Below are 25,144 nucleotides of genomic sequence, written 5' to 3' on the forward strand. Positions count from 1 at the left end.
ATTGAACTAATCTAGGGAGTTGTCATGTCCGATTTGATTCAGGCTGTTTTAGAGAGTGATGAAAAAATCGATCTGCGCCAATTTGTGAGTGAGTTACGCCAACAGGACAAGTCGTATTTACTGAGAAACGACATTCTCAATGCTTTTTCCGAATACTGCACAAATCACCAAAAGCCTGAACATTTTGACCAATCCTCCCATTTAGGTAAATTAATTTACTACACTCAAGAAATTATTCGGGAGGATGGAAACATCTGTTTGATCGTCCGCCCAACCATTGCTTCTCAAGAAATCTATCGGTTAACGGAAGATTTAATTGTCGAACCAATGACGGTGCAAGAACTGCTGGATGTACGCGATCGCCTGGTGAATCGCTTCCATCCCCAGGAAGGCGACATCCTAGAACTCGATTTTCAGCCGTTTTACGACTATACCCCGACCATTCGCGACCCTAAAAATATTGGTAAGGGGGTACAGTATCTCAACCGTTATTTATCGAGCAAACTCTTTCAAGACCCCGGACAATGGCTGGAGAGCTTGTTTCAATTTTTAAGCGTCCATTCCTATAACAATCTGCAACTGCTGATCAACGGGCGAATTAAATCGCAGCAGCAACTTTCTAGTCGTGTCAAGCAAGCTTTGGGATTTTTGGGCGATCGCCCTTTTGAGCAAAGCTACGATGAATTTCGGTATGATTTGCAAGCAATGGGCTTTGAGCCTGGGTGGGGAAACACCGCCGGACGGGTGCGGGAAACTCTAGAAATTCTTGATGAACTCCTCGACTCCCCCGATCATCAGACTCTAGAAGCTTTTCTCTCCCGGATTCCAATGGTCTTCCGGATTGTCCTCGTGTCTCCCCACGGTTGGTTTGGGCAAGAAGGTGTCTTGGGACGTCCGGATACTGGCGGACAGGTCGTTTACGTCCTCGACCAAGCCAAGAGTCTCGAACAGCAGATGCAAGAAGACCTCTCGCTGGCTGGGTTGGATGTTCTAGGTGTTGAGCCGAAAGTAATTATTCTCTCTCGCTTAATTCCGAATAGCGATGGTACTTTGTGTAACCAACGCTTAGAAAAAGTTCACGGCACAGATAATGCTTGGATTTTGCGAGTGCCTTTGCGAGAGTTTAATCCCAAAGTGACTCAAAACTGGATTTCCCGGTTTGAGTTTTGGCCTTATCTAGAAAGCTATGCCATCGACTCGGAAAAAGAGCTGCTGGCAGAATTTCAAGGTAAGCCCGACTTAATTGTTGGAAATTATTCCGACGGTAATTTGGTGGCATTTTTACTGGCGCGTCGCTTGAAGGTGACTCAATGCAACATTGCCCACGCCTTAGAAAAATCTAAATATCTTTTCAGTAACCTCTACTGGAACGACTTGGAAGAAAAGTATCATTTCTCCCTACAATTCACTGCCGATTTAATTGCGATGAATGCTGCAAATTTCATCATTAGCAGTACTTATCAAGAAATTGTCGGAACGCCGGATAGCGTGGGACAGTATGAATCTTACAAGTGTTTCACGATGCCGGATTTGTACCATGTAGTGAGCGGAGTTGAGCTATTTAGCCCCAAATTCAACGTGGTGCCGCCTGGAGTAAATGAAAATGCTTATTTTCCCTATTCGCGTACCGAAGATCGCATACCGAGCGATCGCGCCCGGATCGAGGAGATGCTCTTTACCCTCGAAGATCCGTCCCAAATTTTAGGGAAATTGGACGATCCGAACAAGCGCCCTCTCTTCTCAATGGCTCGTCTCGACCGAATCAAAAATCTTACCGGATTGGCTGAGTGTTTTGGCAAGAACGAAGCTTTACAAGAACATTGCAACTTAATTTTAGTTGCTGGGAAGTTGCGCGTTGAGGAATCAAGCGATAACGAAGAAAAAGATGAAATTGTTAAGCTTTACCAAATCATTGAAAAGTACAATCTACAAGGTAAAATTCGCTGGCTAGGCGTGCGCCTTTCTAAAACCGACTCTGGCGAAATTTATCGGGTGATTGCCGATCGCCAAGGTGTCTTTGTTCAACCAGCGCTGTTTGAAGCTTTTGGTCTGACCATTTTGGAGGCAATGATTTCTGGTTTACCGACATTTGCTACTCAATTCGGTGGCCCGTTAGAGATTATTCAGGATAAGTTTAATGGGTTCTACATTAACCCGACGCATCTTGAAGAAATGGCGGAAAAAATCCTGGAGTTTGTCTCTAAGTGCGACCAAAATCCTAACTACTGGTACGAAATTTCTACACGAGCGATTGATCGAGTTTATAGCACTTATACGTGGAAGATTCACACAACCAAACTTCTATCTTTAGCTCGAATTTACGGCTTCTGGAATTATACTTCCAAGGAGAACCGCGAAGATCTACTGCGTTACATTGAGGCGTTGTTCTATTTAATTTACAAGCCGAGAGCGCAGAAACTGTTGGAACAGCAAATGCAGCGATAGGGAGTTTCTCCTCTTAATAAATTGGATGCTAGGGGGATCTGACGTGATTTGCATTACGTTTCGATCCCTTTAACCCCCAATTTATTGGGAGCTAAGAGAAGGTCGCAGATAACATTCTTAACCAATGTGTCTAGAGTCGGGCTTTTCCTACGCAAGAGAAGGGAAATAGAGCCTGAAGCGATGCCAATCTCACTTCAGGCAAAAGCGAAACAGTATAACTATTGGGGTTCCCAGAAGGTAATTGTTCCGTCAAAATTACCACTAACAAGAGTCTGCCCGTTTGGGGTGAATGCGAGTGAGGAGATAACGTTAAAAGACCCTGTAAGAGGATTGATTACACTACCAGTTTGCAAATCAAATAAATTTAAACTGCCTTCCGATCCGCCTAATGCACTTGCAAGTATTTGATTATTCGGATGCAAAGCAACAGCATTCACGAAAACGGTGCCTGAATCCTTAATCGGTGTAGAGATGAGTTCGCCGGTTTGCAGATTCCAGATTTTGACGATTTGGTTATAAGTCTCGCTGACAAGGGTTTTGCTATCTCGACCAAAAGCGATCGCTCTGACAGCCTCTCCATTGTTGATGGTGCGGATGGGTTTGCCTGACCTAAGATCCCATAGTTGGATCGTACTGTCTTCATTCCCACTAGCGAGAGTTTTTCCATCGGGACTAAAGGCGACCATTAAATTCGACTGAGGAGATCCCTGGAAGCTATAGATCGATTTACCCGTGCGTGCATTCCACACTTCAATCTCTGCGTTCCGTGCAGTCGTGTTCCAGCTACCAATCGCAAGGCGTTCTCCATCTGGGCTAAAGGCGAGAGATTTAACGTACCAATCCCGCGTGATAGTCCGGATTACCTTGCCAGTTTTTAAATTCCACAGTTTTAGCGAGCCATCGTTGGTCGCGCTACTGCTGGCGAGGGTTTGCCCATTAGGACTAATCGCAAGTGCCCAAATGGTGTCAGTATGCCCAGTTAGGGTGCGAATTGGTTGACCCGTTTTCGGATTCCATACTTTGATCGTGCCATCATCGCTACCACTAACCATTAGCTGTCCGTTGGGAGCGATCGCGATCGCTCCCACGCTCCCTGAATGAGCCTCGATGGTGCGAATCGGTCGCACATTTTGCCAAGTGTTGGTGGGTATTTGAGCCGTTAAGGTAGATGGAATGACAGGCGGCTGAGATACTACTTTAAACATAGGCATTGCAGAAACGCCAATCGTTGCCACGACGACCAGCGCCGTGAAAACCTTAGCGGAAATTTGCTGATTTGTCATTTTAGTAAATTGGGAAACAACGCACACTACAAAAATGTGTTGCTTTACACTGAGACGTTGTTGATTTACCTGTGTGCCCAGAATTAAAAAATTTATGTAATGTTGCCGTTGCAAATTTCTTAGAAGTATGCATACGCGAGGAAAGCGATCGCTCGGACTTTTCCGAATCCGGGAAATTAGCTAGAAGCTATACTCGGTCAAAGTTTAAAGATTAGTTGGAGAAAACTTAGATACCAAAAGCCCCATTCCAGAATCTGTTGTGCTACCGTAATAGGTGAGAATAAATTCGGTTGCAGTGTTTGTTTATAGTATTGATAGGTGTTTTCCTTTTGGTCTTGACAGGCTTCTCTCCGAAATTCAAATCTCTACACCCCCTTGATTTTGGAGACAATCTATGTCTATTTATGTAGGCAATCTATCCTACGAAGTTACGCAAGAAGACCTGACTGGGGTTTTTGCAGAATATGGTTCTGTAAAGCGCGTCCAGCTACCCACTGACCGGGAAACAGGTCGTCTACGTGGCTTTGGTTTCGTAGAAATGGGTACAGAAGCTGAAGAAACAGCTGCCATTGAAGCGCTTGACGGTGCTGAATGGATGGGTCGCGACTTGAAAGTTAACAAGGCGAAGCCCAAAGAAGATAGAGGCCCGTCTGGTGGTGGTGGTCGCGGAAACAACAGCTTTTCTCGCCGCTACTAAGCTTTAGAAACTAAACCTTTTTAGTTTTTCCTTGAAAAAGCTGAGACAAAAAGGGCTGAGTAATTTGTAAGCGCAATTAGTTTCAGTTACTCGTATTAAATTTAAAAAGGCTTAAGCATTATGCTTAAGCCTTTTTTTGCAGGTATGCCTCTCAAGTGTGACGATTCAAGATGCACGTCAACGAGCGACATTTATAGCATTGGTCAAGCTAAAATTTTCCTGGGGAAGCTAAAACTCGCTTCAATGGGTTTAAGCTTTTAGCCCAGATTTTAGTTTTTAGCTATTCAATTTAAAGTCCCTGCGTTCGCCAAATTCGGATGTTTTTGTCATAACTACCCGTTGCAATCGTCTGTCCATCTTGGCTGATAGAGAGGGAATAAATTGCACTAGAATCACCCGTCAGCGTTGTAATTTGTTTCCCAGTTTTTAGGCTCCAAATTTTAATTGTTCTATCTTCGCTACCACTAGCGAGAAACTGTCCATCCGAACTAATAGCAACTGCATAAACCATGTCTGCATGCCCTCTCAGGCGACCTTTGAGCTGCCATGTGGTCATGTCCCAAAGGTAGATAGTTTTGTCAAAACCCCCACTTATAAGTGTCTGTCCATCTGGGGTAATTGCCAAGGAATGAACCGCATTTGTATGTTTTCTGAGGGTGCGGATGACTTGACCTGTAGAGAGATCCCAAACTTTGATGGTTTTGTCCTCAGAACCACTCACGAGGGTCTGCCCATCTGGGGTAAAGGCAACAACATCAATCCCATTAGAATGCCCTGTGAGGCTTAAGATTTGCTCGCCGGAAGTCAGATTCCAAATCTTGATCGTGTCGTCCTTACCCCCACTGGCAATAAACTGCCCGTCAGGACTGAAAACGACCGAATCAATGGAGCTAGAATGCCCCCTGAGAGTGCGGATGACTTGACCTGTAGCAAGATTCCAGATTTTGATTGTATTATCCTGAGATCCGCTAGCGAGAAGCTGCCCATTGGGGCTATATGCAATTGTGAAAATTGGTTTGAAATGCCCGGTAAGGGTGCCAATTTCTTGTCCGCTGGAAAGATTCCAAAGTTTGATCGTGTTGTCAGAACTGCCACTGGCTAAGGTTGTTCCATCAGGGCTGATGGCGACAGCATTTACCCAATTTGAATGCCCTCTGAGGGTGCGTTCTAGTTGAGCGTTTTCCCAAGCGTTTAAGTTCGCTACTGCAACAGAAGCATCGATTGGAGCTGCGTATGCCTTGATGTTGCTTGGTGGAATTATAACGCTCGTAGCCATGACTGTGGCGATCGCGCCTATGGTACCGACTAAAGTCCTAGTTTGAGCAGAAAACATAGAAATAACAGACGAATGGGAAGAAATTTTGCACATCTGCTGAAATATGGGCAGTAATTGCAGAATTTTACAGGTCGTTTCTTAATATAGATGGCGATACCCGCTCCGCACACTCTCTGCGGTCAGAAGCTGCATTCTGAGTAAAAATTTATCGATTTTCTGCACAGTTGAAACTCCTGATTAAACAACCAGCGCGAAAAACACAGCGATCGCCCTAGGACTTCTAGAGCGATCGCGCTGGTTGAAAGTTCCAATTCGATACGAGGGATGCGGGTAAAAAAGGAGCGCCACCACATCCCGATGCAACAACTTCTTAGTGAGGTAGCTTGCTCAACTCAAACCAAGTGCGAGAAGCGACAATTCCATCCGCTACCAAGCCACGGGAGCTTTGGAAGCTTTTCACAGTATTCTGGGTAATTGACCCAAATATACCATCGGGAATCAACTGTAGGACTTTCTGAAGGGTTTTCACTGCTTCACCACGGCTACCTAGTCTCAGTTCCGGCATATCAACGGGGGCACCAGAGTAAAGAGCTTGCCACGTCTTAGCGCCAACAATCCCATCTTCTACTAGAAAGACGCGGTGTTGAAAAGCTTTCACGGCATTTTCGACGGGGAGGTCAAACACATCATCGAAAGGAGTGGCATAATAGCCCCAATGAGCGAGTAGTTGTTGGAGTTCTACCACTGCGCGATCGCGGGAACCTCTACGCAGAACTGGCTTTTTAATCGCATTGGTAGCAGCGGCTTGAGGAGTCATGGCTTCAAATTGATTGGTTGATTGCATGATGAATTTTCCTGGGAAGTGTTGTTTCTACTGTTCCAATCTACTGATGGCAGCCCCGCTTCCCCTTCGCCCTGCTAGGTGTATTTAAACTCACCTTAACCGCTCACCCATTCGTATGAAGCAATACCCACTCGCCCGCTGCTACACGATTCGCTCATTCTGGTGAATTGACCAGTTGTAAAATCTGCACGGGTGTCAATTCCTGTACATTGCTGAAAATCGCAGCAGCACCAGCAGCCTTGAGAGCATTTGCATAAGCATCCCTTTGTTGCTGGTTTTCCTGAACGTGGGGTGGCAAAATGCCCACTGCAATCCAACGACGGTCAGGGTGGAGCGATTCTCCTGGGGAGACGCTAAGCGATCGCGCCTTTTCTATCGTGTAAATGTCAGCAACCGTATCTCCCACATAAATAACCGGGGTTGAGGGGGGAACCGACGATCTTTCTTCCATCGCTTGTACTGCCGCAAACAGCCCTGTTGGGTCAGGTTTACCCGGAGCATCCTCCATCGCAATGAGCAACGGCGACTTTAAACCCAGGCGTTGCTCCAAGACATAATTAGCCGATCCACGGGTAGCACCGCTAAAAAAGCCCCAGGGAATCCCAGCCGCTGTCAATTGCTCTAGATAGCTCGGTTGTAATAGCAGCGGTTCATCGCAGATATAACCCGTCCAATGGTGTGGATCTGGCCCACGATACCGCGATTGGAAAAAAGCAACCAAAACGTCATAATCAAGGCTTAGTTGCGATCTTTTCTGTCCAGCGCTTTCAAAGTAACGATAGACCAATTCTTGGGATGCCTCCCAATCGTTATTCCACATCCCTTCCAACTTCAGATGGTCAATTTCCTCTGGGGTTGGTCGGTAAGCACCCTCCGTAAACTGCTCCACAGTATCAGCTAGCGCCCGTCGGTAAGATCCCCCAACATCTCGCACTACACCGTCAATATCGAAAACGACTAAACTTAGGCAACTAGATTCTTGAACCACTGCAAAGCATCTCCCAATCCCAATTAAAATATTCGATGAGCAAACACATAGCTATCCACGATCGCCTAGGTGTAAAATAATCGTTTGTACAGTATTCAACAAGCCTGGGACTTCCCTGGAGGTGTGATTGTCGAGGTTTATTTTAAAGGTTCTCTGGCTGGAAGAGAACGTAGCACTAGCAGTTGACCAAGTAGTAGGCAAAGGCACCAGCCCTCTGACATCTTACTTTTTTTGGCCTCGGAACGATGCTTGGGAACAGCTAAAAAATGAGTTGGAAGCCAAGCATTGGATTACCGATCAAGAGCGCGTCGCGTTGCTCAACAAAGCGACAGAAGTGATTAACTACTGGCAAGAAGAAGGCAAACGCCGTTCTATGTCTGATGCTCAGGCAAAATTTCCAGAAGTCGCCTTCACAGGTAGTGCTTAAGAATTCTCCTGTGCATCTGCCAGAGTTTAATGCTTTTGTCCTGCTGCCAAAGCACTTCGGAGTTGAGCAAGAGAGATAAGCTAACCTTTATGTGACTAAAGAGGGTAGCAATTTCTTTTCTAGGGCTAAACTGTCCTGCTTAGCAACTGGCGATCGCTCATTTTTGCAAAGGACGTATTGTTCCTGTCACCCTGAAGCGGTGGGACAATCGGTATGTCGCTAACACAATCCGAACATAGAAAAACCCGTTTTCTGAGAAGAAAACGGGTTTTTCTATGACTACCTCTATACCAATCTCTAGAATCTTGCAATTGGCGCTATTCTTGCCGATAGCTAATCGGTTTTTGTGCCGATTTACCATTTGCCGCGGCTACACTGGTGCGTCCGGTAATACTGCGGAAATAAATGCCCCCAATAGTCAGCAAAAACAGCAGGTAACTGACTGCTTGAACGACGTAGAGCTTATCGGTATATCCGAACAAGGCGCTAAAAAGTAGGCCAGGAAACTTGTCATCGGGAAAAATTTGGGTCGTATTCCAAACGATTGGTCCCAAAATACAAGAGGGATTTTTAGCAAACCGTTCGTAGTAGAAACACAAAGCTTCTGACTTCCGATCCATTTGAGCTAATGTAGCGATCGCTGAGTCAAAATGGCTCAACGAGGATACGACTAAACCTGCAACAACTAGGATCAATAAAACGCCCATCACCTGGAAAAATAGGCGGATATTAATCCGAATTCCCCACTTGAATAAAGCAACACCAATCCCAGCAGCAACTCCTAAGCCAGCCAAGGCACCCAAAGCTGGAATTAAACCTTGTTGAAATTTGGCAAGGATAAAGAGAACAGTTTCAAAACCTTCCCGCAGAACTGCGATGAAAATTAGGCTGAAAATACCCCAGCCCGAACCCCCTTTTTGCCTCAGAGCCGATGTAACGGCTCCTTCGACAGATGCTTTCAGCGAGCGTGCCTGTTGAGTCATCCAGATGAGCATCCAGCTGAGCATCGCGATCGCGATTACACTGAATACACCCTCCAGAAGTGGCTCCAGCACGGGTGCAAAGGGTTGATTGGATTTCGAGAGCGCTTGAGCTATCCAGGCTAACAAAACGCCGACTACGGCACTGGCGGCAAGCCCAGCCCCAACACCCGCATAAACCCAAGGGTTCAGGGAACTCTGCTTGGCTTTTTTTAAGCAAGCCAGCACGATTCCCACAACGAGGGCGGCTTCAACTCCTTCCCGCAGGGTGATCGCAAAGGTCGGTAGCGCAGAACTAAAATCCATGACAATTGGTAATTGGTAGTAAGGAATTGGGAAAAGGTTGTAGAGGCAAGAGTTTATCTCATCTGAGTTTTGAGTTTTGAGCGATCGCGGTTATTGCACTAGTGAGGTACGCCAAAATTCACGATTATCAAGCTTTTCAGTTTTGAGAATGTACCTCACATAACCGAGAACCGCAATTAGAACTTTCTTCTAGCTCAAAGCTCAACATTTAAAACTCAAAACTCTGCTTACCTATTACCCATTAGCTAAAGTCACGCAACATCTTTTTGATTTCTATGGTGTGCATTTCTTCAGTGCCAATCATCGTGCGGGCAAATTCTTCCAAGTAAATGCTGGCATCTGCAACCGTGTCTAGCAAGGTTTTATAGAGGTCTAGCGCTTTCTTTTCATGATTGAAGCTTTCCCGCAAAATGTCCTGCACCGAATGTTTATAAGTCTCCTCAATGGGAGCAATTCGTAGGCTAGGATGTCCCTCTAAACCTGTCAGAATTTCTCCCGCTTGTTGGGCATGGGTCAAAGACTCAGTTGCCTGCAATTTGAAAAATTCCACAATCGGAATTCGATTGGGGCCAATTACCATCAAGGAATAGTGGGTATAACGCACCACTCCTGCCAGCTCAAATTCCATGATGGTGTTCAGCAGGTCAATAGTCTTTTTTTGGTCAAGCTCTTTCATGCTTTCGGTGATGTCCTAGATTGGTTAACTCTTCGCGATCGCAGTTTGAGCGTTCTTCTCAATTGTCTTGATTAGCTGGTTTACTTCCTCCGGAGTCTTTACGGGTGCAGCCGGGGGAATGGCGGAGGGCCAAGCAGTTTTCAACTGGGTCATGCTGTCTGCGATCGCTTTGTGGGCTTCCGGATTTTCTTTAACCATTTTATCGGCGATCCCTTTATACAAAGTGTCGGCGTAGTTAACAAACCCCCGCGAGTCTTGATACTCAATCGCAGCGGAGATTTTGCCGTTAGCGATCGCGGCTCTATATTCTGCATTCGCCGCATCCAGCAACCCGTTGATCGTCTGTAGCACAAATTTTGGAGACTGGCGTTGGGTTTCGGGTAAAGCCTGAATTGCCGCGTCAACAGCCTGTGTGGACTGAGTGAAACTTGTTTTCACGCTAGCATCCTTGGGTTTGGACTTTATTAAATCTTGCAGGCCAATCAAAGTTGTCTTAAATTCTTTAACGTTGCGTTCCTTGAGTTGGTCTTCCACATCCACGTAAATTTCTTCTACCGGGTGTCCAATATGAGGTTCGGCTTGGTCGGGTTTTTGTTGATCTAGAAGTTCTCTAGCAACCAAGAGATGACCTTTCATTAAGCCTAACTTGGTCATATAATCAACGTCTTTGGCTTCCCCAGTTAGCACCACATCCTGAATCGTGACCATGTCTTTCACTTGGTCATATTGCTCCTGGCTAATTACTTTTTTGGTAACTAATTCCTCAGGACTGCCGTAGGGACGACTTGCTTGAATTTTATTAGACAGTGCTGGAATGCCTAATTTTGCTTCTAATTTGTCTAACTCGGAGAGAATAGCCGTGTTAATGTTGATTTGCTTACCACTACTGTGATTGTGAGCAGCCGTTTCTGTGGTACTTGCAGGGGAAGAAGCTGCGGTCGAGGGACTCGCTGCTGGGGATGCGGTGTTGTCGGTGGTTGGGGCATTCCCACAGCTGGTGAGAGCGATTAAACCAGCGATCGCCACGGTATAAGATAAAGACCGAAAAGAAGGCATCATTGAAGAGTTTTGAGACATTTTTTTTATTCAGATTCCGGGGTTTATTATCTAGTAGTTGCAAAACTATATCAACTACTTTTTGCGAAAATTTCTACTAAGCGGAACCCATTACTTCAAACTGACCCATACAACCGTGTTCTGCCATCTCATCCTGATGGGGATGAAACATATATTTCCCCGGGTACCGGAAGGAAAATTCTAGGATATGCCGCTCAGCGGTACCCATCGTGATGACATCTGTTTCTTCACTGGGAGTTAGAGTGCGCCCAGTGCGATACACCTGAAACATATTGGCGTGCAGGTGAAACGTTGCCGCTACATCGAACTCAATCATGTTCAGAACGTATAGGCGAATCAGTTGATTCTGGTAAATCGGGATCGGGTGCATCATGTAATAGTCAGGCAGACCATTAAAGGCATAAAGTTCATTTTTCCGATCCTCATCGATGTCATAGCCAGCCATCATCAACACCATCTCATCTGCTGGTGGACGAGCCTCAGGAGGGTCGATGATAAACATACCGTACAGACCTTTGCTAATATGCCGCGTCACAGGCTCCGTGTGACAGTGGTACAGATGCACGCCAAACGGTTCTGCGTCAAACTCATAAATCGTTGCGGCTCCGTGGCGCACCGGACGCACTCCATCCATCTCAGAACGGTGGAAGCCATGAAAGTGCATCGAGTGGGAATGTCCACCTTGATTGAGGAAAAGAACGCGAATGCGATCGCCTTCTTTTGCCCGTAATGTTGGCCCTGGTACGCGATTGTTGAAAGTCCAGGTGTTAAAAGAAACCGCACTATTGAGCTGTAGCATGGAATTCTCCGCAACAATCCGAAATTCCCGGATTGCCCGTCCATTTTCCTGCTTAATCGTGCCATAATCAAAATCTCGCAACACCGTCATGGGGTTTAAGCCACTCGGATCGGCGGGTGTATCGCTCGCAACGGGTGGCACTCTTGCTGGGAGCGTTCGTTTTTTATTGAGACCGGGTAAAGCCAAGCGTAAAGCATTACCTCCGGCTAACGCTGCACCAGTCACACCGACTCCTGCTAATCCGAGTGCCAGCAGTTTGCGGCGGCTCAAAGGTTTTCCTTGTTGTAGTAATAGTAGTGGGTTCTTCGGCATGACACGATCGACGGTTCGCGCCGATCAATTGAGGAAAGTTTGTAAATAATTCCAGAAGAGTATAAAACTCTGTTCATTTATTGTCAATTATTCTCAATAAGTAAATCAAGATAAACGTTAGTAAAATTGCTTGCCTAGTTTTGACAGTGCATACATAGCATTAAGGCGTCGTGCGACTTTCATCGCCGTTTTTTCGATAGTGAGGTTCGGTAATCGTCGTGAGGGCGAATTTTTCTGCGTCCTTTGCGGTTAAAACAATCAAGTCCAAGCGCGGAAGAAAGTATTATCCTCCCAAGCAGCAGCAGTGCGTTGCTCAATTTCTGCGATCGCTGTCTCAGCCAGGGCTTGGAATGCCTGGGCTACCTTAACATTTGACTCTAACTGTGCCGGATTCTCAGCGGCGATGACTGCACAATGGACTCCTGGGACTGACAGCGAGTACCCCAACGCTTGATGCATACCATCCAACACTCCCGGCTTAAATAGACGCCCATAAGCAGGAACCTTCATGGCAATGACGCCCAGCTTTTTCTCACGCGCCACGGGTAGCACCGCCGGGATAAACGGACGCGGATGGTGTTTATCGGCAGCATTTACGGGAATAAGTGTTGTGTCAAAGGCATAACGGCGCAAGCCTTCAGCAATGATTGCCGGTTCGTGGTGCCCAGTAATGCCAACGAAACGCACCAGCTTTTGCTGTTTTGCCTCTTCCAAAGCCTGAATTGCACCGTTGCGCCCAAAAATTTCGTCTAGTTCTTGCTCAAAAGAGACATGATGGAGTTGCCATAGGTCAAGGTAATCTGTATTCAGACGTTTGAGACTGCGCTCCAACTCTCGCCAAGCCCCATCTCGGTCGCGGATAGCCGTCTTACTACTCAGGAATAACTTACTTCGATGTGCAGGTAGCACTTTTCCCAGATAGTCTTCGCTAGGGCCATAGCTTGCCCCTGTATCAAAGTGACGAATGCCCAAATCTAAAGCTTTTTGAACGAGCGCGATCGCTTTCTCTTCTGAATTTTCCCAAGATAATGGTGTCTGACCAGCACCTCCCAAACCGAGAATCGGGAGACGCACCCCAGTACTTCCCAATTCCCGTTCTGGCATGGTCGCTGTCACCGGCGTTGGAGATGACTCCGCAGGCGTCCGCTCTTCTTTCAACGCCGCAGTGCCGACAATCCCTCCTGCTACAGCTATGCTAGTGGCTAAGAAAGCACGGCGCGTTGTTTTCGGTGTCATGGTGATTTTATAGAGTAGTGCTTCTACTCTTTGTTTTAGCAGCGAATCCTGCTTGCGATCGCAATGATTCTGGTTGTTTCATCGGATGCGATCGCTACTGAAATTTCAACGACGCAATACTCTGGGTGAAATAAAACAAATCTTCTCTCTCTTCATGTTAGAAAGCATTTGACAATGAACAATGGGGAAGAAGCTTAAGTGGTGTGAAGAGTAGAGATGTGCAAAATCCTCAGGAATTCTCAGTGGCTAAGCTCAGCAGTTTTAGGAGCAATCCTGATTGTCAGTGGGAAAGCGATCGCGTCTGAAATTCCGACAACGCCAGAAAATCCTGTTCCTGTTGACACTCCAGAAGTTGTCATGCCCGTCGATGACCCCCCGGAGTCATCCTCCAGCGTTTTAGAACAAATTGATGGCTACGCTCAGCCAGACTCGGCGCAGGAAGACTCTGTTGATGACCGCATGAACCAAGTCACGAACGTTTCCCAGCTAAAGGATGTTCAACCAGGTGACTGGGCATATGAGGCGCTACGGTCTTTAGTAGAGCGATATGGGGTCATTGCTGGCTATCCCGATGGCACCTTTCGGGGCAATCGAGCCTTGAGCCGCTATGAATTCGCTGCTGCCCTAAATCTTGCCCTCAACCGAATTAGCCAGGTACTGCCTGTGGCGAACGGAGACGCCATTGCTAAAGAAGACTTAGTGATATTGGAGCGTTTAAAAGAAGAATATACCCTTGAACTCGCCTTGCTGCGCGGGAAAGTCGATGAACTAACAGCGCGGACTGAGGAACTGAAACTGATTGGATTTTCCACCACGACCAAACTTGCTGGGGAAGCGATTTTTGGGGTTGCAGGCGTTGCAACTGGGGAAAATGCTGATGGCAAGCCGATCGATGACGTGGCAATCTTTGGGCATCGGACGCGCCTAAACTTAGAAACTAGCTTTACAGGTCGAGATATCCTGAGAACTCGACTGCAAGCTGAAGGATTGGGTTCGCTTTCCGAACGTACCCTTACTCCAGAAGGCGACCTGTTTTTTACGGGCGATACTAGCAGTGATGTCGTGATTGATGAGCTGCTTTACCAGTTCCCCGTCGGCAAGAATACAGAAGTCGTGGTTGCTGCCAATGCCGCTGATGCAGAAAACTTTACGAATACCGTCAACCCTTACCTGGATGGCGACGGTGGCAGCGGTGCCTTATCTCGCTTTGGAACCCGTCCTTCCATTTACTACCTGGTTGAAGGGGCGGGTATTGGGATTCGGCATGCTTTCAACGACAAACTGGAACTGAGCTTAGGCTATTTAGCCGGTGACGCTGATAATCCAGAATCTGGAAACGGATTGTTCAATGGTTCTTATGGGGCACTAGCACAAGTATTATTTAAACCCAGCGATCGCGCCAGCATTGGATTAACTTATGTTCACGCTTATAAAAATGACCTGCAAACTGGCAGCAATGACGCCAACCTGAATAATCAGTTAAATCCGTTAGGGTTTCCAGTTGTTAGCAATTCCTACGGTGTAGAAGCCTCTTTTCAGATTAGTCCCCGGTTTGTCGTCGGAGGATGGGTTGGCTACACGGCGGCGAGGGCGATCGCGCTGGGAGATGCCAACATCTGGAACTGGGCTTTAACGTTGGCATTTCCTGACTTGGGAAAAACCGGCAATTTGGCAGGTGTGATTGTTGGCATGGAACCAAAGGTGACAAATCGGGCTAATAGCCTTAGCCAGTTGGGCATTCAGGATTCAGATACTTCATTGCACCTAGAAGCGTTCTATCAGTACCAGGTGACAGATAACATCGCGATAACACCGGGGATTATCTGGCTCACTGCTCCCGATCATAATGCGGCTAATGACGATCTGGTGATTGGCACCATCCGAACAACATTTACTTTTTAAAAGTCTGAAGTCATTAGTCATCCGTCCTTAGTTGAGGAGTCGCAACTAAGGACGAATGACTAATGATGAATCTCCAGATTCAGGATATAGCTCCCCAACTGGACTTTTTCCGACCATAATTCATATTCCAGCCGCAGATGTTCTGGCAAGAGACGCCCTTCTAGAGTCAAACTTTTGGTAAAGTTTCGCAGACGCACCTGTCCATGCGCGGCTAAGGACTCGCTATGTAACCAATAGCGGCTAAGACCATAAATTCCTCGTTCCCAGAGATGGCGATAACTCAACTTGCCGTTTCCCTGCATGGTCATGATCACCCTAGAAGGGGAAATTTCCAACCACAAAAGTCTGGGAGTTTCTGGCGGTTGGTCTTTAGCAACAGCGGGCGCTTCATCAGAGCGTTCCCAATCCCGGATTTCTGGTTCCGTGAGCAGCAGATGAAAGCGCTGTTTGTCTTTTTGATATAAGGTAGCAGCGGTTTCAATGGTAGACCAAACCGGCATATCAGTAGATACAAGTGATAGGCAGACAGGTCTGCGGTGATGGGTCAGCATGGAATGTGAGGAGATAGAAATTAAAGACTACTATTGTTCTAGCAGCTCTAGCTGACGCGATCGGGCTTTTCACTAAAATTACGTCCCGATTGGTCGCGTCCCGCGATCGCGGAGCGGCAAATTATTGCCGCATACACTCGCTGCTTACCCAGCCACTAGCCTAACGCGATCGCGCTCCTCCTGCCCCAAAACTCCGAAATTGCCTGTCTTAACTCCCCGCTCAAATTTTTTTCGTTTAGGTGTTGACAAAAGCTTTTCAATTGGCTAAATTAATAAAAGTGCAACGGAGCAGGCCCCCATCGTCTAGAGGCCTAGGACACCTCCCTTTCACGGAGGCGACGGGGATTCGAATTCCCCTGGGGGTATCAAAAGGCAAAAGGCAAGAAGTTTTTCTTGCCTTTTGCCTTTTTAATTTAAGGGAATAAATTCTCATCGTTACTAGATGAGAAAAGAACGAACGGCTAACAGCTATTTTTCAGTGAGTTTGTCTATTTTTTCTTTCAAGCCTAAATTGAATAAAGAGCGTAGCAACACCAAGAACCATAGACCTGATAAACCAAAAATAGCGATCGCCCAACTACTATAGGAAGGTAGCGCCAGCAGCACTGCCGCCGACAGGAGGGTAAAACCTGTTAAACAGGCATAAACTAGGCTTTTTAGGGCTAAATTAATCCGTTTGAGGATGCGATCGCTTTCAAGGGTTCGCACCCGCAGTTGTAACTCTCCCTGTTCAATTCGTTCTTCTAAGCGCCGGATTAAAATTTCCGAAGCTTTTGGCTGTCGCAATTTATAACCAATAAAATTCTTGGCTTGTCGGGCAAGTTCCCCGATTAAATTTCCTTTGGCTTGAGAGACAGTGATACTTTTAATAAAGGGTTGAGCCGCTGCTACTGGATTATATTCAGGATCGAGTGTCCTAGCGATCCCATCGAGTGTAGTTAAAGCCTTCAAAATAAACGTCATCTGGGCAGGCAAGCGAAAGGGTTGCTGCTCAAACATGGCATAAACTTCGGTACTCATTTCACTAAAAGCTTTGACATCAATCGGTTTTTCAGTGAACTTATCTAAGATAAAAGTTAATAACCTTCGTACCGGAGTCATATCCGCGACAGGCACCACTAAACCCATATCAATTAAGGTATCTAATACCTCGTCTGTATCCTTTTTTAGGACAGCAAAAAATGTTCTAATCATTTGATCTTTGGCAATAGACTTCAGTTCTGCCATCATGCCAAAGTCATAAAAAATCAAGCTGCCATCCTGGCTCACTGCCATATTTCCAGGGTGAGGATCTGCTTGAAAAAAACCATCTTGTAAGAGTTGTTTTAAATAACAACAGATTCCAAGTTGGTTGATTCTTTTCGGGTCTAACCCACAGGCTTCAATAGTTTTGCGATCGCTTACTTTGATTCCAGGTAAATATTCTACAGTTAAAATTTTTGTGGTTGTGTAACGCCAGTAAACTTTCGGAATCAGAATCCGGGGATAACCGAGGAAATTGGCAGCAAAACGTTCGGCATTTTTACCTTCTTGAATATAATCAATCTCTTGATAAAGAAGATTAAAGAATTCGCTATAAATTGCTTCTAATTCATATTTTCTTGTCCAAGGCATATAGCGCCGCGAAAAACGGACAAGCCTACCCAAAGCTTGAAAATCTAATTTAAATAACCTTTCTAATCCCGGACGTTGTACTTTGACAACGACATCTTCACCCGTATGCAGCCGTGCTTTGTGGACTTGCCCTAAACTAGCCGCAGCAATCGGAAAACGATCGAATTCCCGATACAGAGCATGAATTGAATTACCAAGTTCCGATTCAATCAGCGCGACTGCTTGCTCGGCACTAAATTCCGGAACCCGATCCTGTAGCTGCCCCAACGCTTCTACATATTCTAGAGGCAGCAAATCTGCGCGGGTAGATAATGCCTGCCCAATCTTAATAAAAGTGGGACCTAAATCTAGTAAAGTTTCAACTAACCACTGTGCCCGTCGCTTTTTATGTAAAGGGGAAGTATTTCTAAAGATATTATCCCACCATAAATAAAACACCCACTCTGCTGCTGCTCCAAAAATGTCTAGTTGACGAGCAAGGGCAGTATATTTCGTTCGTTGCCAACGTAGGGGTTTTAGTGGAGCTTTTGCGAGCATATCATCCCTTAATAAAGTCAAGAGTCAGAATCGGGGTGCTTGGCAGGTAAGCCCTTACAAGAATTAGTAAGCCGTGAAATCTCGAAGCAAGCCAGTCTGAACTGCTACAAGAACAGAAGAGAGGAATTCACCACTTTTCCCCTATTTTCAGAATATGCAAGTTAAACGTGCAACAGCTTATAAATTCTCAGATTTGGCGTCTGATTGTCTAGTTTCTGGCTTCAGACTTGAGTGCTGTCAAAAGACTGAGGCAAGGTGAGAGTGAAGCAGGTTTCGCAAGCGTGAGTATCTTCAGTAGAACAACTAGAGACAGCGATCGCACCATTGAGGTGCTGTACTAAAGACTTTACCAGAGCTAGACCCAACCCAGTGCCTTGAATTGCTTGTTCGGTGATGCCTTTACCCCGGCGGAATTTATCAAAGATATACCCCATTTCTGCTGGCGAGATGCCAGGACCATTGTTGCTCAAGTAAAGAACAATCTGATTCCCTTGCGGATTAATCTCGTGAGTAGCACGCAAATGAACGGTAGAATCTGGCTCAGAATATTTGCCAGCATTGGTCAAAAGCTCATGCAGTATGCGATTGAGGCTATCCGTGTCAGTCTGAAGCATTAGCGATCGCTTGGGGAACTCTACGGCTAGCGTTAATCCTTTATCCACCCATTTCTGCTCAAACGGCTCAACTAACTCTTGAATAACCTGCTTGAGGTCTATCTTTTGCAGATGAATTGAAGATTTCTTCGACTCCAGTTTCTGGAGAGCGAGCAAGTCCGCGATCAAATCAATTTCTCGAGTACACTGCTCGTCCAGCATTTGCAGATACTTAGCACGACTTTCTGGCGACTGTTCGGCTTGACGTAACATCCGAATCGCTAGCTTCATCGTGGTGAGCGGTGTGTTCAACTCATGGCTCAGGTTGCTGATGAATTCATCCTTCACTTGATTGAGTTGCCGCAACTGATCGAGTTGTTGGCGAGTTTTTTCGTACAACTTTGCCTGCACTTCCATACTGCCTTGCAGCTGGGCGGTACGCTCCTCGACAAGAGCTTGCACTTGGCGTAATGATTGCGTTTGAATGATTGCCGTACTCGCCTGAGCGCTGACTAATTTTACTAACTCTAATTCCTCAGATTGCCAGGAACGAGGCTGATGATGCTGTAGCACCAGGAACCCTAACACGGTACCTTGGCTTTCCAGGGGAACCATCAGCAGAGCAGGCATGGCTTCTTTAAACAGGTCGGAGGATTGGCTGGCAGAGGTGTCTGCTGGGTTGCTGGTAGCGAGATCCGCTTGATTCGCGATCGCCAATAGCTCAGGCGACTGCATGAAGACTTGTTGGCACCAGTGACACTCCGATAGAGCAAAAGAATGGTTTAACCAAGAAGGTAAAACAGAAGCGGTTGTTTCTTTAATTGCTGGTTGTTCGCTGTTGCTTTGGGAAGACCATTCGCAAACTACCGTAACTTTCGCTTTAGGAATCTGCTTTAAAGAACGGTTTTTCAACGGGGGAGCGACGTATTTCAACAGTAGAATAAAGCCACGGTGAACTTGGAAAGCTTGAGCTGTACCGGCAAGCGCGAGTTGGAGAATCTGATTCACGTCTTTGCCTGCTCGAATTGCCAAGGTCAGCTGGTTGATCAGGATTTGGTATTGGGCGGCGATACGCACCTGTCGCTGGAGTTGGACTTGAGAAATGGCGATCGCAACTGAGTCTGACACAGCTTTCAGCAATTCTTTTTCAATCTCTGTCCAATCGCCGGGTTGCGATCGCCCGACGACAATCACCCCATTTGCTGAAGATTGAAATTGGGTTTGAATTCCCAGCACGGCACGTACCGGATCTTCCCAGGCACGTCCAGTTTCAATTGCCTGAGTATCCGAAATCGCTACAGGTTGGCGATCGCTTAGGATCTCTTCTAGCACGGCATTTTCTTGCATCCATCCTTTCGAGGACAGAGGACGCACGCTCTTAAACTCAACGGTTCCCACCTCCGCCACGTTGGATGTTCCGTTAGACCCTGAAAATGCCTCTGCATACCAAAAAGCAGCCTGTGGCGTCGCCTGATGGCTCGCGATCGCTTTTATAAAACAAGCGTCTGCCTGCAAACTCCTTCCCACCACCTCCGCAATTTTGGGCAATACCGCTTCCGGAGCTGAGGTTGTCAGAAGGATTTGAGTAATCTGTTGCCCTAAGTGAATGCAGCGATCGCTGGGGTAATGCATGAGTGCGCCCTTGTATTCCTCTATAAAACCCGGTTCAACTGGACTGGGCATCGGTGAAGTGAGAGGCTCTACCATCAGGGTTGCAGCTGTTTGCAGCTCTTTGACAGCCGCCAGCTCTTCCTGAGCCGCTTTACTAACGCTAGCGTGCCGCTTTGCGACCAACTCTTGGGACATCCGCGTTGCGATCGCAGTGGCTGCATCCATATCCGCTTGTGCATCATTCATCTTAGCCGAGCTTCATTAGGAGGACATCAAGGCAGGGGTTAAAAGACACTCTGCTGGATAGAGGGAGAGGCGTTGGCACGGCAGCAATAAAAACAGTCGTTTGTCGGGAGCAATCCGCTGTCAATCTTTTACAACCATGACTGGGGCAACCAGATTTCACCCTCACTCTTCTATAGACTAGGGTTCCCAGATTTTTTAGATTTCTACCAGTTCAAATGCCTAATTTCTAGAAGTGGTAACCAGTACCTCTGTAGGTAACCGTTTCAACGACTCAGCCTGCCCCAGTATTTTTTCTTCCAGCTGCACGCGCGACTCTTGCGTCACCTGACCAGACATGGCAGCTTGTTGTAGGCTCATAAAAGCTTTCAGATCCTCTGAGCCATATTTGCCTTGGAGCATCTCCCGGAGCAGCTCTTCTGCTTCCACTGTCAAAAAACCAGTACTGAGAGCTTGTTGAACCACTTCTCGAATTAGAATCATCGTGCACCTCCTAGACGACTTGCTCAGCAAGGTCAGTATCCAATTTATCCAGTTGCCATCAGGTGACGCTAATCTTTCTGTCTAAGTGACCCTGTCGGCAATGACTTTATGATGTATACATCCTGATTCTTGTGATTTCCAGTTAGGGCTTTTGTGATTGAAATCACTGAAATATCTACTAAAACCTGAATGCCAAATTGGCTTTTTCTTAAATAAAGCTCAATGGCAGACTTGCTCTAAATCACAGTGACGTAACTTCTTTTCTCCCCTTCCTCCGTAAGCGTTTCATCCCTAAAACAAGAGGAGTCAGGAGAAGTTGGCGTAGCGCTAGCGCAGTCTTGCCAGTCTAATGTCAGGTAGTCGGCAGAAAAACCATTGGAGCAACGAGAAGCTCATTTTTTGAATAAAACGGGGTTCTCACTAAAGAAGTGATTTTCAGCGGTTTTTCTAGGGAACAACCTAGGGAACAACAATGTTTGACGTTTAAGAACGCCTTTTTTTTGCTTCCTGCTGGGCAATTTCACTCTTTTTCCGATAAGATTCCACCCGATCCTGAGCCGTTCCGTAACGACTATCAGAGGGGGGTACAGCAGCCATTAAATCGGAAGCTTGTTGCCATTTAGCCGCCAAATCCAACCACTGAGCAGAAGTCTGAGCATTTCTCCCCGCAATTGACGTTTGTTCCGCCAGTCGCACCGCGTCTGCAAAAGGATCTGACGAAGGCAATGCAGTTGTTTGAGTGCTAGATGCCACAGGTGCTGAAGAGGTTGCTGGCGCGGTCGTCGCCGTTGGGGGAGAGTTTGGCGCAGAAGCTGGCGTCCGAGTAATCGTAAATGGCCCCAGCCAATCATAAAGCGCCCAGCCTACCAGCAGTAAAAGTAACGATAAGCTGGCACCGCCCACAATACCACGCCAGAATTGGCGTTTTTCCCGTACAAACCGGGAGGACGGCTGGGGGAATGGTGGCTGACTTTTTTTGGCAGGTTTCCGTCCCTTGAAATCTTCTCCTAAACGTCGAAAAACATTCGGCTTGGCAAGGGTAATTTCTTCAGCCCAAAGTAACTGACTCTCCGGATCTCGATGAATTTCTTCTAGCCAGAGTAATTGTTGCTCTCGGACAATCCGACTGTTGATATTGACTCGACGAATATTTCGCGGTGAAATTGATTCCAGAATCTGCCGAATGCGCTGTACCAGGCTAGATTGTTCGAGTTGATCTGGCGTAGCTGCCTCACACAAAAGCTGCAAGACACCATCGGCAAAAATGGCTCTAGTTCTGACACCAGCCTCTGCCAGCTTGTCATTGAGTATTTGAATAATCGCCGCCACGCTCCCCTGGCGAGCTTGTTTGGCGATATCATCCATCGGATCAACCATTTTGTTTGAGTAAATGATGCCGGTAGTTCAACCTGACTTTTTTTATTTAAGAGTATCAGTCTTTTTGTTTAAGAGACTCTGTCAGAGTAGTATAATTGACCGGCAACTGCGATCGCTCCTTTTTTGCTCTTAGTTTCCTGAAGCAGCGCAGATGATTGCTAAAGGCCTTGCTGTGGCAAGATGCCTCTGTCAGAAGATATTTTTTCTACATTGAGCGGGAGGTTCGCTTACGAAGGCTTTGTTAAGGCAATTGGGAGGCATGCAAGCACCTCCCATTGCGAGATGCTATCTGTCGCAGAGCAGCCAGTCGCACTCTTGAATGATAAAGTGAAATAGCTAAACAGAAGATTGGAAAAACCGGGAACTGAATCATGGGCGCATTGATTCGCGGCGCAATTTTTGTTTTGGATGACAACATCGATACCGATCAAATTATCCCAGCTGAATACCTGACTCTGGTTCCTTCCAAGCCTGACGAGTACGAAAAGTTGGGCAGTTATGCCTTGATTGGATTGCCGGATCGTTATGGAAAGTTTGTGGCTTCTGGAGAAATCAAGACCCAGTATCCCATCATTATTGCTGGGGAAAACTTTGGTTGCGGTTCTTCACGGGAACATGCACCGATTGCTTTGGGTGCTAGCGGCGTTAAAGCGGTGGTAGCTCAGTCTTATGCTCGGATCTTTTTCCGCAATTGTGCGGCTACTGGGGAACTTTACCCTTGGGAATCCTCTGAGCGGTTGTGCGATGAATTTGAAACGGGACAGGATGTTTCAATTGATTTTGAACAAAATCAGCTGATTAACCATACTTTGGGTAAAACTTATTCTCTCCAGCCATTGGGCGATGTAGGCCCAGTGATTGATGCAGGGGGAATTTTCGCTTATGCTCGGCAAACGGGGATGATTCCTACGCGGTAGCGATCGCAATATTTTGAGTGTTGAATTTCGAGTTAAATCCTTCAACACTCAAAACTTTTGAATCTAAGCGCGATCGCTTTTACAATTCTTTAAAATAGTTATTAATGTCTGTAAGCCAAAAACTATTGACGACTATGCTGCTAAAGTGTACAACCCGCCACATCCGCATCTATACTGCTGAGGTGAAGAACAACGAACTCGTCGAGAGTGACAATGTATTAACCCTAGATGTTGATCCAGATAATGAATTTAATTGGAACGAAGACGCTCTACAACAGGTTTATGGCAAATTCGATGAGATGGTTGAAGCTTACAACGGTGCAGATTTAACCGAATATAATCTGCGTCGTATCGGTTCCGACTTGGAACATTTCCTGAGAAGCCTGCTACAGCAGGGGCAAATTAGTTACAACCTGAGTAGCCGCGTTCTCAATTACAGCATGGGACTGCCTCAGGTTAGCACTCAATCGGCTGAGTAATTCTTTTTTAGTTGTTAGAAAAGTTGAGTTTAATTATCAGAAAACTTTCTAACAACTAATTACTGGTCACTACAGATAATTTACCGCCAAATCCGATTCCCATTTTCATCAACGCGAGCTTGGCGAATCACATCAGAGATTTCCTCGGCATCCTTAACATGGTGTAATGCCTTCTTTTCTCCGTCCGGCTCTTCCACTTCAAAGTAAGTTGGAACAACGATATGGTCGCCGGTAATATCTGGCGCATCCACCGCAATTTGCTGGGCTTTTTCTTCAACGGTTTCGGGTTTATCGGAAATTCTATCGCCCGGATTAGTGGTTCTATTGGTTGTATCTTTGGGTGGGTTTTCCATATAACTCCTAAAGATTTGAATCTTAATGTTACTAATATTAGATTAGAGAAATGGGTGTGCGATCGCCTCTTTCTGTGGGTGTAAGTCAGCTCTCTGTCTGTTTCTGCATTGATGGGGAATTTTGCTGAGTTGGGTTGATAACGCTACCATCCAAAGACTGAGCATTTGCAGCAACTTGGGATTTAGCCGCTCGTTTCTGCTCCAAAAATTGCTTAAGAGCAATGCGGCGATTTTCTAAGAAGCGGCTCCAAAACCCTGGAAGAAAATGATCCATCGTTTCAGCCAGCGCCCAAGTTTCCAAATTTACCATCTTGGAACGCAGGCGGTGAGACTCCTCTAAAGAGTCAATTAATTGCTTAATTTCTGCACTAGCAGGTGAATTAAGCTCTGCAAATGGTGGATCTGTAGCAGTATAAGCTTCGGACTTGGGCATGGCAATTGGGGAAAGTGGCAGTACACAGAGCAAATTGGAATAACAATCCTTGATTGGCGAAATTGGAGAACCTGCAAAGGGCACAATGCGATATCAAAGCAGGACAACAAATGTAAACCCTCGACTCCCCATCTCTACCCAGAAAGGGGAGGATTTCACCCCTCGCTCGTGAGGAGTTGAAAGAGGAGTTAAACTGCCCCCGTTGAAGTTTGGTAACCGGAGTGATTTTACCCAACGTTTAAAAAAGCATCGCCTAGTCTGATTCAAATTTAACGCGAAGTGTCAGTTTCCCAAGCACGAGAAGACCCTTAACCGCTAAACTCTGGAAATAGAAACTTGATTATTTTTTACCTCTAGTGTATAAAAAAGACCCCGAAAGCCCTTGGACGTATAAACCTTGGTGGTGTCAGCCTTGGTCTATTTTGCTGACAACTATTACCGTCATCACTGCCTCTTGGACACTAACCAAAACAATTTGGATAACGGCTGGCGTCTCGATTCCCATTCTTGTGTGGATGTCATACTTTTTGCTACTCTGGCCTCGACTAATGCGGCGTTATTATCAGCAAACCGAAAATTCTGTAAGTGAAGAATGAGTTTTATTGACCGATCGCAAATCTATTGAGTGACAGAGGCTACAATCCAGATTAACGCTCAGATTTGGCGAATTGAGAAAGAGCTACCTTTCTCAGTAGCTTCTGGTAA

General features: G+C 46.3%; 23 protein-coding genes and 1 tRNA gene. 8 read left to right on the forward strand and 16 right to left on the reverse strand.

Translation table 11 applies throughout. The annotated features are described in order from the left end of the window. The first annotated feature begins 24 nt into the window (after positions 1–24). Complete coding sequence (locus NDA06_RS11940) at positions 25–2,445, forward strand: sucrose synthase (protein ID WP_190429972.1); 2,421 nt, start codon at positions 25–27, stop codon at positions 2,443–2,445. A 218-nt stretch (positions 2,446–2,663) separates the two neighbouring features. Here NDA06_RS11940 and NDA06_RS11945 read toward each other — a convergent pair whose 3' ends face one another. Then, positions 2,664–3,728 (reverse strand): WD40 repeat domain-containing protein, encoded by a 1,065-nt coding sequence (locus tag NDA06_RS11945; protein ID WP_190985493.1) that lies wholly within the window; start codon positions 3,726–3,728, stop codon positions 2,664–2,666. Between the two features lie 394 nt (positions 3,729–4,122). Here NDA06_RS11945 and NDA06_RS11950 point away from each other — a divergent pair, with 394 nt between their 5' ends. Beyond that, positions 4,123–4,425, forward strand: a complete 303-nt coding sequence (locus NDA06_RS11950) for an RNA-binding protein (RefSeq protein WP_190410814.1) — start codon at positions 4,123–4,125, stop codon at positions 4,423–4,425. A gap of 289 nt (positions 4,426–4,714) precedes the next feature. On the opposite strand, the gene NDA06_RS11955 is transcribed toward NDA06_RS11950, so the two are convergent. The 3 genes from NDA06_RS11955 to NDA06_RS11965 form a co-directional block, all read right to left on the reverse strand. Beyond that, positions 4,715–5,758, reverse strand: a complete 1,044-nt coding sequence (locus NDA06_RS11955) for a WD40 repeat domain-containing protein (protein WP_242030323.1) — start codon at positions 5,756–5,758, stop codon at positions 4,715–4,717. Positions 5,759–6,071: 313 nt separating this feature from the next. Beyond that, positions 6,072–6,545, reverse strand: a complete 474-nt coding sequence (locus tag NDA06_RS11960; RefSeq protein WP_242029116.1) for a peptidoglycan-binding protein — start codon at positions 6,543–6,545, stop codon at positions 6,072–6,074. Between the two features lie 154 nt (positions 6,546–6,699). Then, on the reverse strand, positions 6,700–7,533 hold the full coding sequence (locus tag NDA06_RS11965; protein WP_190410815.1) for a TIGR01548 family HAD-type hydrolase: 834 nt from the start codon (positions 7,531–7,533) through the stop codon (positions 6,700–6,702). 127 nt (positions 7,534–7,660) lie between these two features. Here NDA06_RS11965 and NDA06_RS11970 point away from each other — a divergent pair, with 127 nt between their 5' ends. Beyond that, positions 7,661–7,960: a 30S ribosomal protein PSRP-3 gene (locus NDA06_RS11970; RefSeq protein WP_190410816.1), complete on the forward strand. Its 300-nt coding sequence runs from the start codon at positions 7,661–7,663 to the stop codon at positions 7,958–7,960. Positions 7,961–8,277: 317 nt separating this feature from the next. On the opposite strand, the gene NDA06_RS11975 is transcribed toward NDA06_RS11970, so the two are convergent. The 5 genes from NDA06_RS11975 to NDA06_RS11995 all read right to left on the reverse strand — a co-directional run bounded on the left by NDA06_RS11975 (position 8,278) and on the right by NDA06_RS11995 (position 13,346). Continuing rightward, on the reverse strand, positions 8,278–9,246 hold the full coding sequence (locus NDA06_RS11975) for an FTR1 family protein (RefSeq protein WP_190985492.1): 969 nt from the start codon (positions 9,244–9,246) through the stop codon (positions 8,278–8,280). 241 nt (positions 9,247–9,487) lie between these two features. Then, positions 9,488–9,922, reverse strand: a complete 435-nt coding sequence (locus NDA06_RS11980) for a ferritin-like domain-containing protein (RefSeq protein ID WP_190410818.1) — start codon at positions 9,920–9,922, stop codon at positions 9,488–9,490. Between the two features lie 24 nt (positions 9,923–9,946). Further along, complete coding sequence (locus NDA06_RS11985) at positions 9,947–10,978, reverse strand: helix-hairpin-helix domain-containing protein (protein WP_190985512.1); 1,032 nt, start codon at positions 10,976–10,978, stop codon at positions 9,947–9,949. A gap of 97 nt (positions 10,979–11,075) precedes the next feature. Beyond that, entirely contained in the window at positions 11,076–12,110 is a 1,035-nt protein-coding gene (locus NDA06_RS11990) for a multicopper oxidase domain-containing protein (RefSeq protein ID WP_190432673.1), read from the reverse strand. A 258-nt stretch (positions 12,111–12,368) separates the two neighbouring features. After that, entirely contained in the window at positions 12,369–13,346 is a 978-nt protein-coding gene (locus tag NDA06_RS11995; protein WP_190985491.1) for an aldo/keto reductase, read from the reverse strand. Between the two features lie 216 nt (positions 13,347–13,562). On the opposite strand from NDA06_RS11995, the gene NDA06_RS12000 reads away from it, so the two are divergent. Then, positions 13,563–15,248 (forward strand): iron uptake porin, encoded by a 1,686-nt coding sequence (locus NDA06_RS12000; protein ID WP_190985490.1) that lies wholly within the window; start codon positions 13,563–13,565, stop codon positions 15,246–15,248. Between the two features lie 59 nt (positions 15,249–15,307). On the opposite strand, the gene NDA06_RS12005 is transcribed toward NDA06_RS12000, so the two are convergent. Then, positions 15,308–15,799, reverse strand: a complete 492-nt coding sequence (locus NDA06_RS12005) for a hypothetical protein (RefSeq protein WP_190426015.1) — start codon at positions 15,797–15,799, stop codon at positions 15,308–15,310. A 292-nt stretch (positions 15,800–16,091) separates the two neighbouring features. Between NDA06_RS12005 and NDA06_RS12010 the strand changes: the two genes are divergently transcribed. After that, a tRNA-Glu gene (locus NDA06_RS12010) sits at positions 16,092–16,164 on the forward strand. A gap of 103 nt (positions 16,165–16,267) precedes the next feature. Here the strand turns inward: NDA06_RS12010 and NDA06_RS12015 are convergent. The 4 genes from NDA06_RS12015 to NDA06_RS12030 all read right to left on the reverse strand — a co-directional run bounded on the left by NDA06_RS12015 (position 16,268) and on the right by NDA06_RS12030 (position 22,257). Beyond that, positions 16,268–17,950, reverse strand: coding sequence for an AarF/ABC1/UbiB kinase family protein (locus NDA06_RS12015; protein ID WP_190985489.1), 1,683 nt, complete (start codon positions 17,948–17,950; stop codon positions 16,268–16,270). Positions 17,951–18,171: 221 nt separating this feature from the next. Then, positions 18,172–20,400 carry a GAF domain-containing protein gene (locus tag NDA06_RS12020; protein WP_190985488.1) on the reverse strand — a complete coding sequence of 743 codons (2,229 nt, stop codon included), beginning with the start codon at positions 20,398–20,400 and terminating at the stop codon, positions 18,172–18,174. A 219-nt stretch (positions 20,401–20,619) separates the two neighbouring features. Next, on the reverse strand, positions 20,620–20,880 hold the full coding sequence (locus NDA06_RS12025) for a hypothetical protein (protein WP_190432645.1): 261 nt from the start codon (positions 20,878–20,880) through the stop codon (positions 20,620–20,622). Positions 20,881–21,363: 483 nt separating this feature from the next. Beyond that, positions 21,364–22,257 (reverse strand): hypothetical protein, encoded by an 894-nt coding sequence (locus NDA06_RS12030; RefSeq protein ID WP_190985487.1) that lies wholly within the window; start codon positions 22,255–22,257, stop codon positions 21,364–21,366. A gap of 371 nt (positions 22,258–22,628) precedes the next feature. On the opposite strand from NDA06_RS12030, the gene NDA06_RS12035 reads away from it, so the two are divergent. Together NDA06_RS12035 and NDA06_RS12040 are read left to right on the forward strand one after the other, a co-directional pair. Then, entirely contained in the window at positions 22,629–23,174 is a 546-nt protein-coding gene (locus NDA06_RS12035; RefSeq protein WP_190429652.1) for a 3-isopropylmalate dehydratase, read from the forward strand. 134 nt (positions 23,175–23,308) lie between these two features. Continuing rightward, positions 23,309–23,653 carry an NAD(P)H-quinone oxidoreductase subunit M gene (locus NDA06_RS12040; protein ID WP_190410861.1) on the forward strand — a complete coding sequence of 115 codons (345 nt, stop codon included), beginning with the start codon at positions 23,309–23,311 and terminating at the stop codon, positions 23,651–23,653. A gap of 80 nt (positions 23,654–23,733) precedes the next feature. Here the strand turns inward: NDA06_RS12040 and NDA06_RS12045 are convergent, their stop codons facing one another. Then, on the reverse strand, positions 23,734–24,006 hold the full coding sequence (locus tag NDA06_RS12045) for a hypothetical protein (protein ID WP_190410862.1): 273 nt from the start codon (positions 24,004–24,006) through the stop codon (positions 23,734–23,736). 85 nt (positions 24,007–24,091) lie between these two features. Next, positions 24,092–24,439: a hypothetical protein gene (locus NDA06_RS12050; RefSeq protein ID WP_190681945.1), complete on the reverse strand. Its 348-nt coding sequence runs from the start codon at positions 24,437–24,439 to the stop codon at positions 24,092–24,094. 356 nt (positions 24,440–24,795) lie between these two features. Here NDA06_RS12050 and NDA06_RS12055 point away from each other — a divergent pair, with 356 nt between their 5' ends. Continuing rightward, complete coding sequence (locus NDA06_RS12055; protein ID WP_190410864.1) at positions 24,796–25,035, forward strand: DUF6737 family protein; 240 nt, start codon at positions 24,796–24,798, stop codon at positions 25,033–25,035. Positions 25,036–25,144: the final 109 nt, after the last annotated feature.

It is taken from the genome of Trichocoleus sp. ST-U1, assembly GCF_039961835.1.
Lineage (GTDB): Bacteria > Cyanobacteriota > Cyanobacteriia > Cyanobacteriales > FACHB-T130 > FACHB-T130.

Bases quoted from the DNA above. Each gene is read 5' to 3' on its own strand.
- NDA06_RS12040 (WP_190410861.1), top strand. From the start codon at position 23,309: ATGCTGCTAAAGTGTACAACCCGCCACATCCGCATCTATACTGCTGAG.
- NDA06_RS12045 (WP_190410862.1), bottom strand. From the start codon at position 24,006: ATGGAAAACCCACCCAAAGATACAACCAATAGAACCACTAATCCGGGC.
- NDA06_RS11940 (WP_190429972.1), top strand. From the start codon at position 25: ATGTCCGATTTGATTCAGGCTGTTTTAGAGAGTGATGAAAAAATCGAT.
- NDA06_RS12050 (WP_190681945.1), bottom strand. From the start codon at position 24,439: ATGCCCAAGTCCGAAGCTTATACTGCTACAGATCCACCATTTGCAGAG.
- NDA06_RS11995 (WP_190985491.1), bottom strand. From the start codon at position 13,346: ATGACACCGAAAACAACGCGCCGTGCTTTCTTAGCCACTAGCATAGCT.
- NDA06_RS12020 (WP_190985488.1), bottom strand. From the start codon at position 20,400: ATGAATGATGCACAAGCGGATATGGATGCAGCCACTGCGATCGCAACG.
- NDA06_RS11990 (WP_190432673.1), bottom strand. From the start codon at position 12,110: ATGCCGAAGAACCCACTACTATTACTACAACAAGGAAAACCTTTGAGC.
- NDA06_RS11980 (WP_190410818.1), bottom strand. From the start codon at position 9,922: ATGAAAGAGCTTGACCAAAAAAAGACTATTGACCTGCTGAACACCATC.
- NDA06_RS12035 (WP_190429652.1), top strand. From the start codon at position 22,629: ATGGGCGCATTGATTCGCGGCGCAATTTTTGTTTTGGATGACAACATC.
- NDA06_RS11955 (WP_242030323.1), bottom strand. From the start codon at position 5,758: ATGTTTTCTGCTCAAACTAGGACTTTAGTCGGTACCATAGGCGCGATC.
- NDA06_RS11945 (WP_190985493.1), bottom strand. From the start codon at position 3,728: ATGACAAATCAGCAAATTTCCGCTAAGGTTTTCACGGCGCTGGTCGTC.
- NDA06_RS12000 (WP_190985490.1), top strand. From the start codon at position 13,563: ATGTGCAAAATCCTCAGGAATTCTCAGTGGCTAAGCTCAGCAGTTTTA.
- NDA06_RS12005 (WP_190426015.1), bottom strand. From the start codon at position 15,799: ATGCTGACCCATCACCGCAGACCTGTCTGCCTATCACTTGTATCTACT.
- NDA06_RS11960 (WP_242029116.1), bottom strand. From the start codon at position 6,545: ATGCAATCAACCAATCAATTTGAAGCCATGACTCCTCAAGCCGCTGCT.
- NDA06_RS12030 (WP_190985487.1), bottom strand. From the start codon at position 22,257: ATGGTTGATCCGATGGATGATATCGCCAAACAAGCTCGCCAGGGGAGC.
- NDA06_RS11950 (WP_190410814.1), top strand. From the start codon at position 4,123: ATGTCTATTTATGTAGGCAATCTATCCTACGAAGTTACGCAAGAAGAC.
- NDA06_RS11985 (WP_190985512.1), bottom strand. From the start codon at position 10,978: ATGCCTTCTTTTCGGTCTTTATCTTATACCGTGGCGATCGCTGGTTTA.
- NDA06_RS12025 (WP_190432645.1), bottom strand. From the start codon at position 20,880: ATGATTCTAATTCGAGAAGTGGTTCAACAAGCTCTCAGTACTGGTTTT.
- NDA06_RS12015 (WP_190985489.1), bottom strand. From the start codon at position 17,950: ATGCTCGCAAAAGCTCCACTAAAACCCCTACGTTGGCAACGAACGAAA.
- NDA06_RS11975 (WP_190985492.1), bottom strand. From the start codon at position 9,246: ATGGATTTTAGTTCTGCGCTACCGACCTTTGCGATCACCCTGCGGGAA.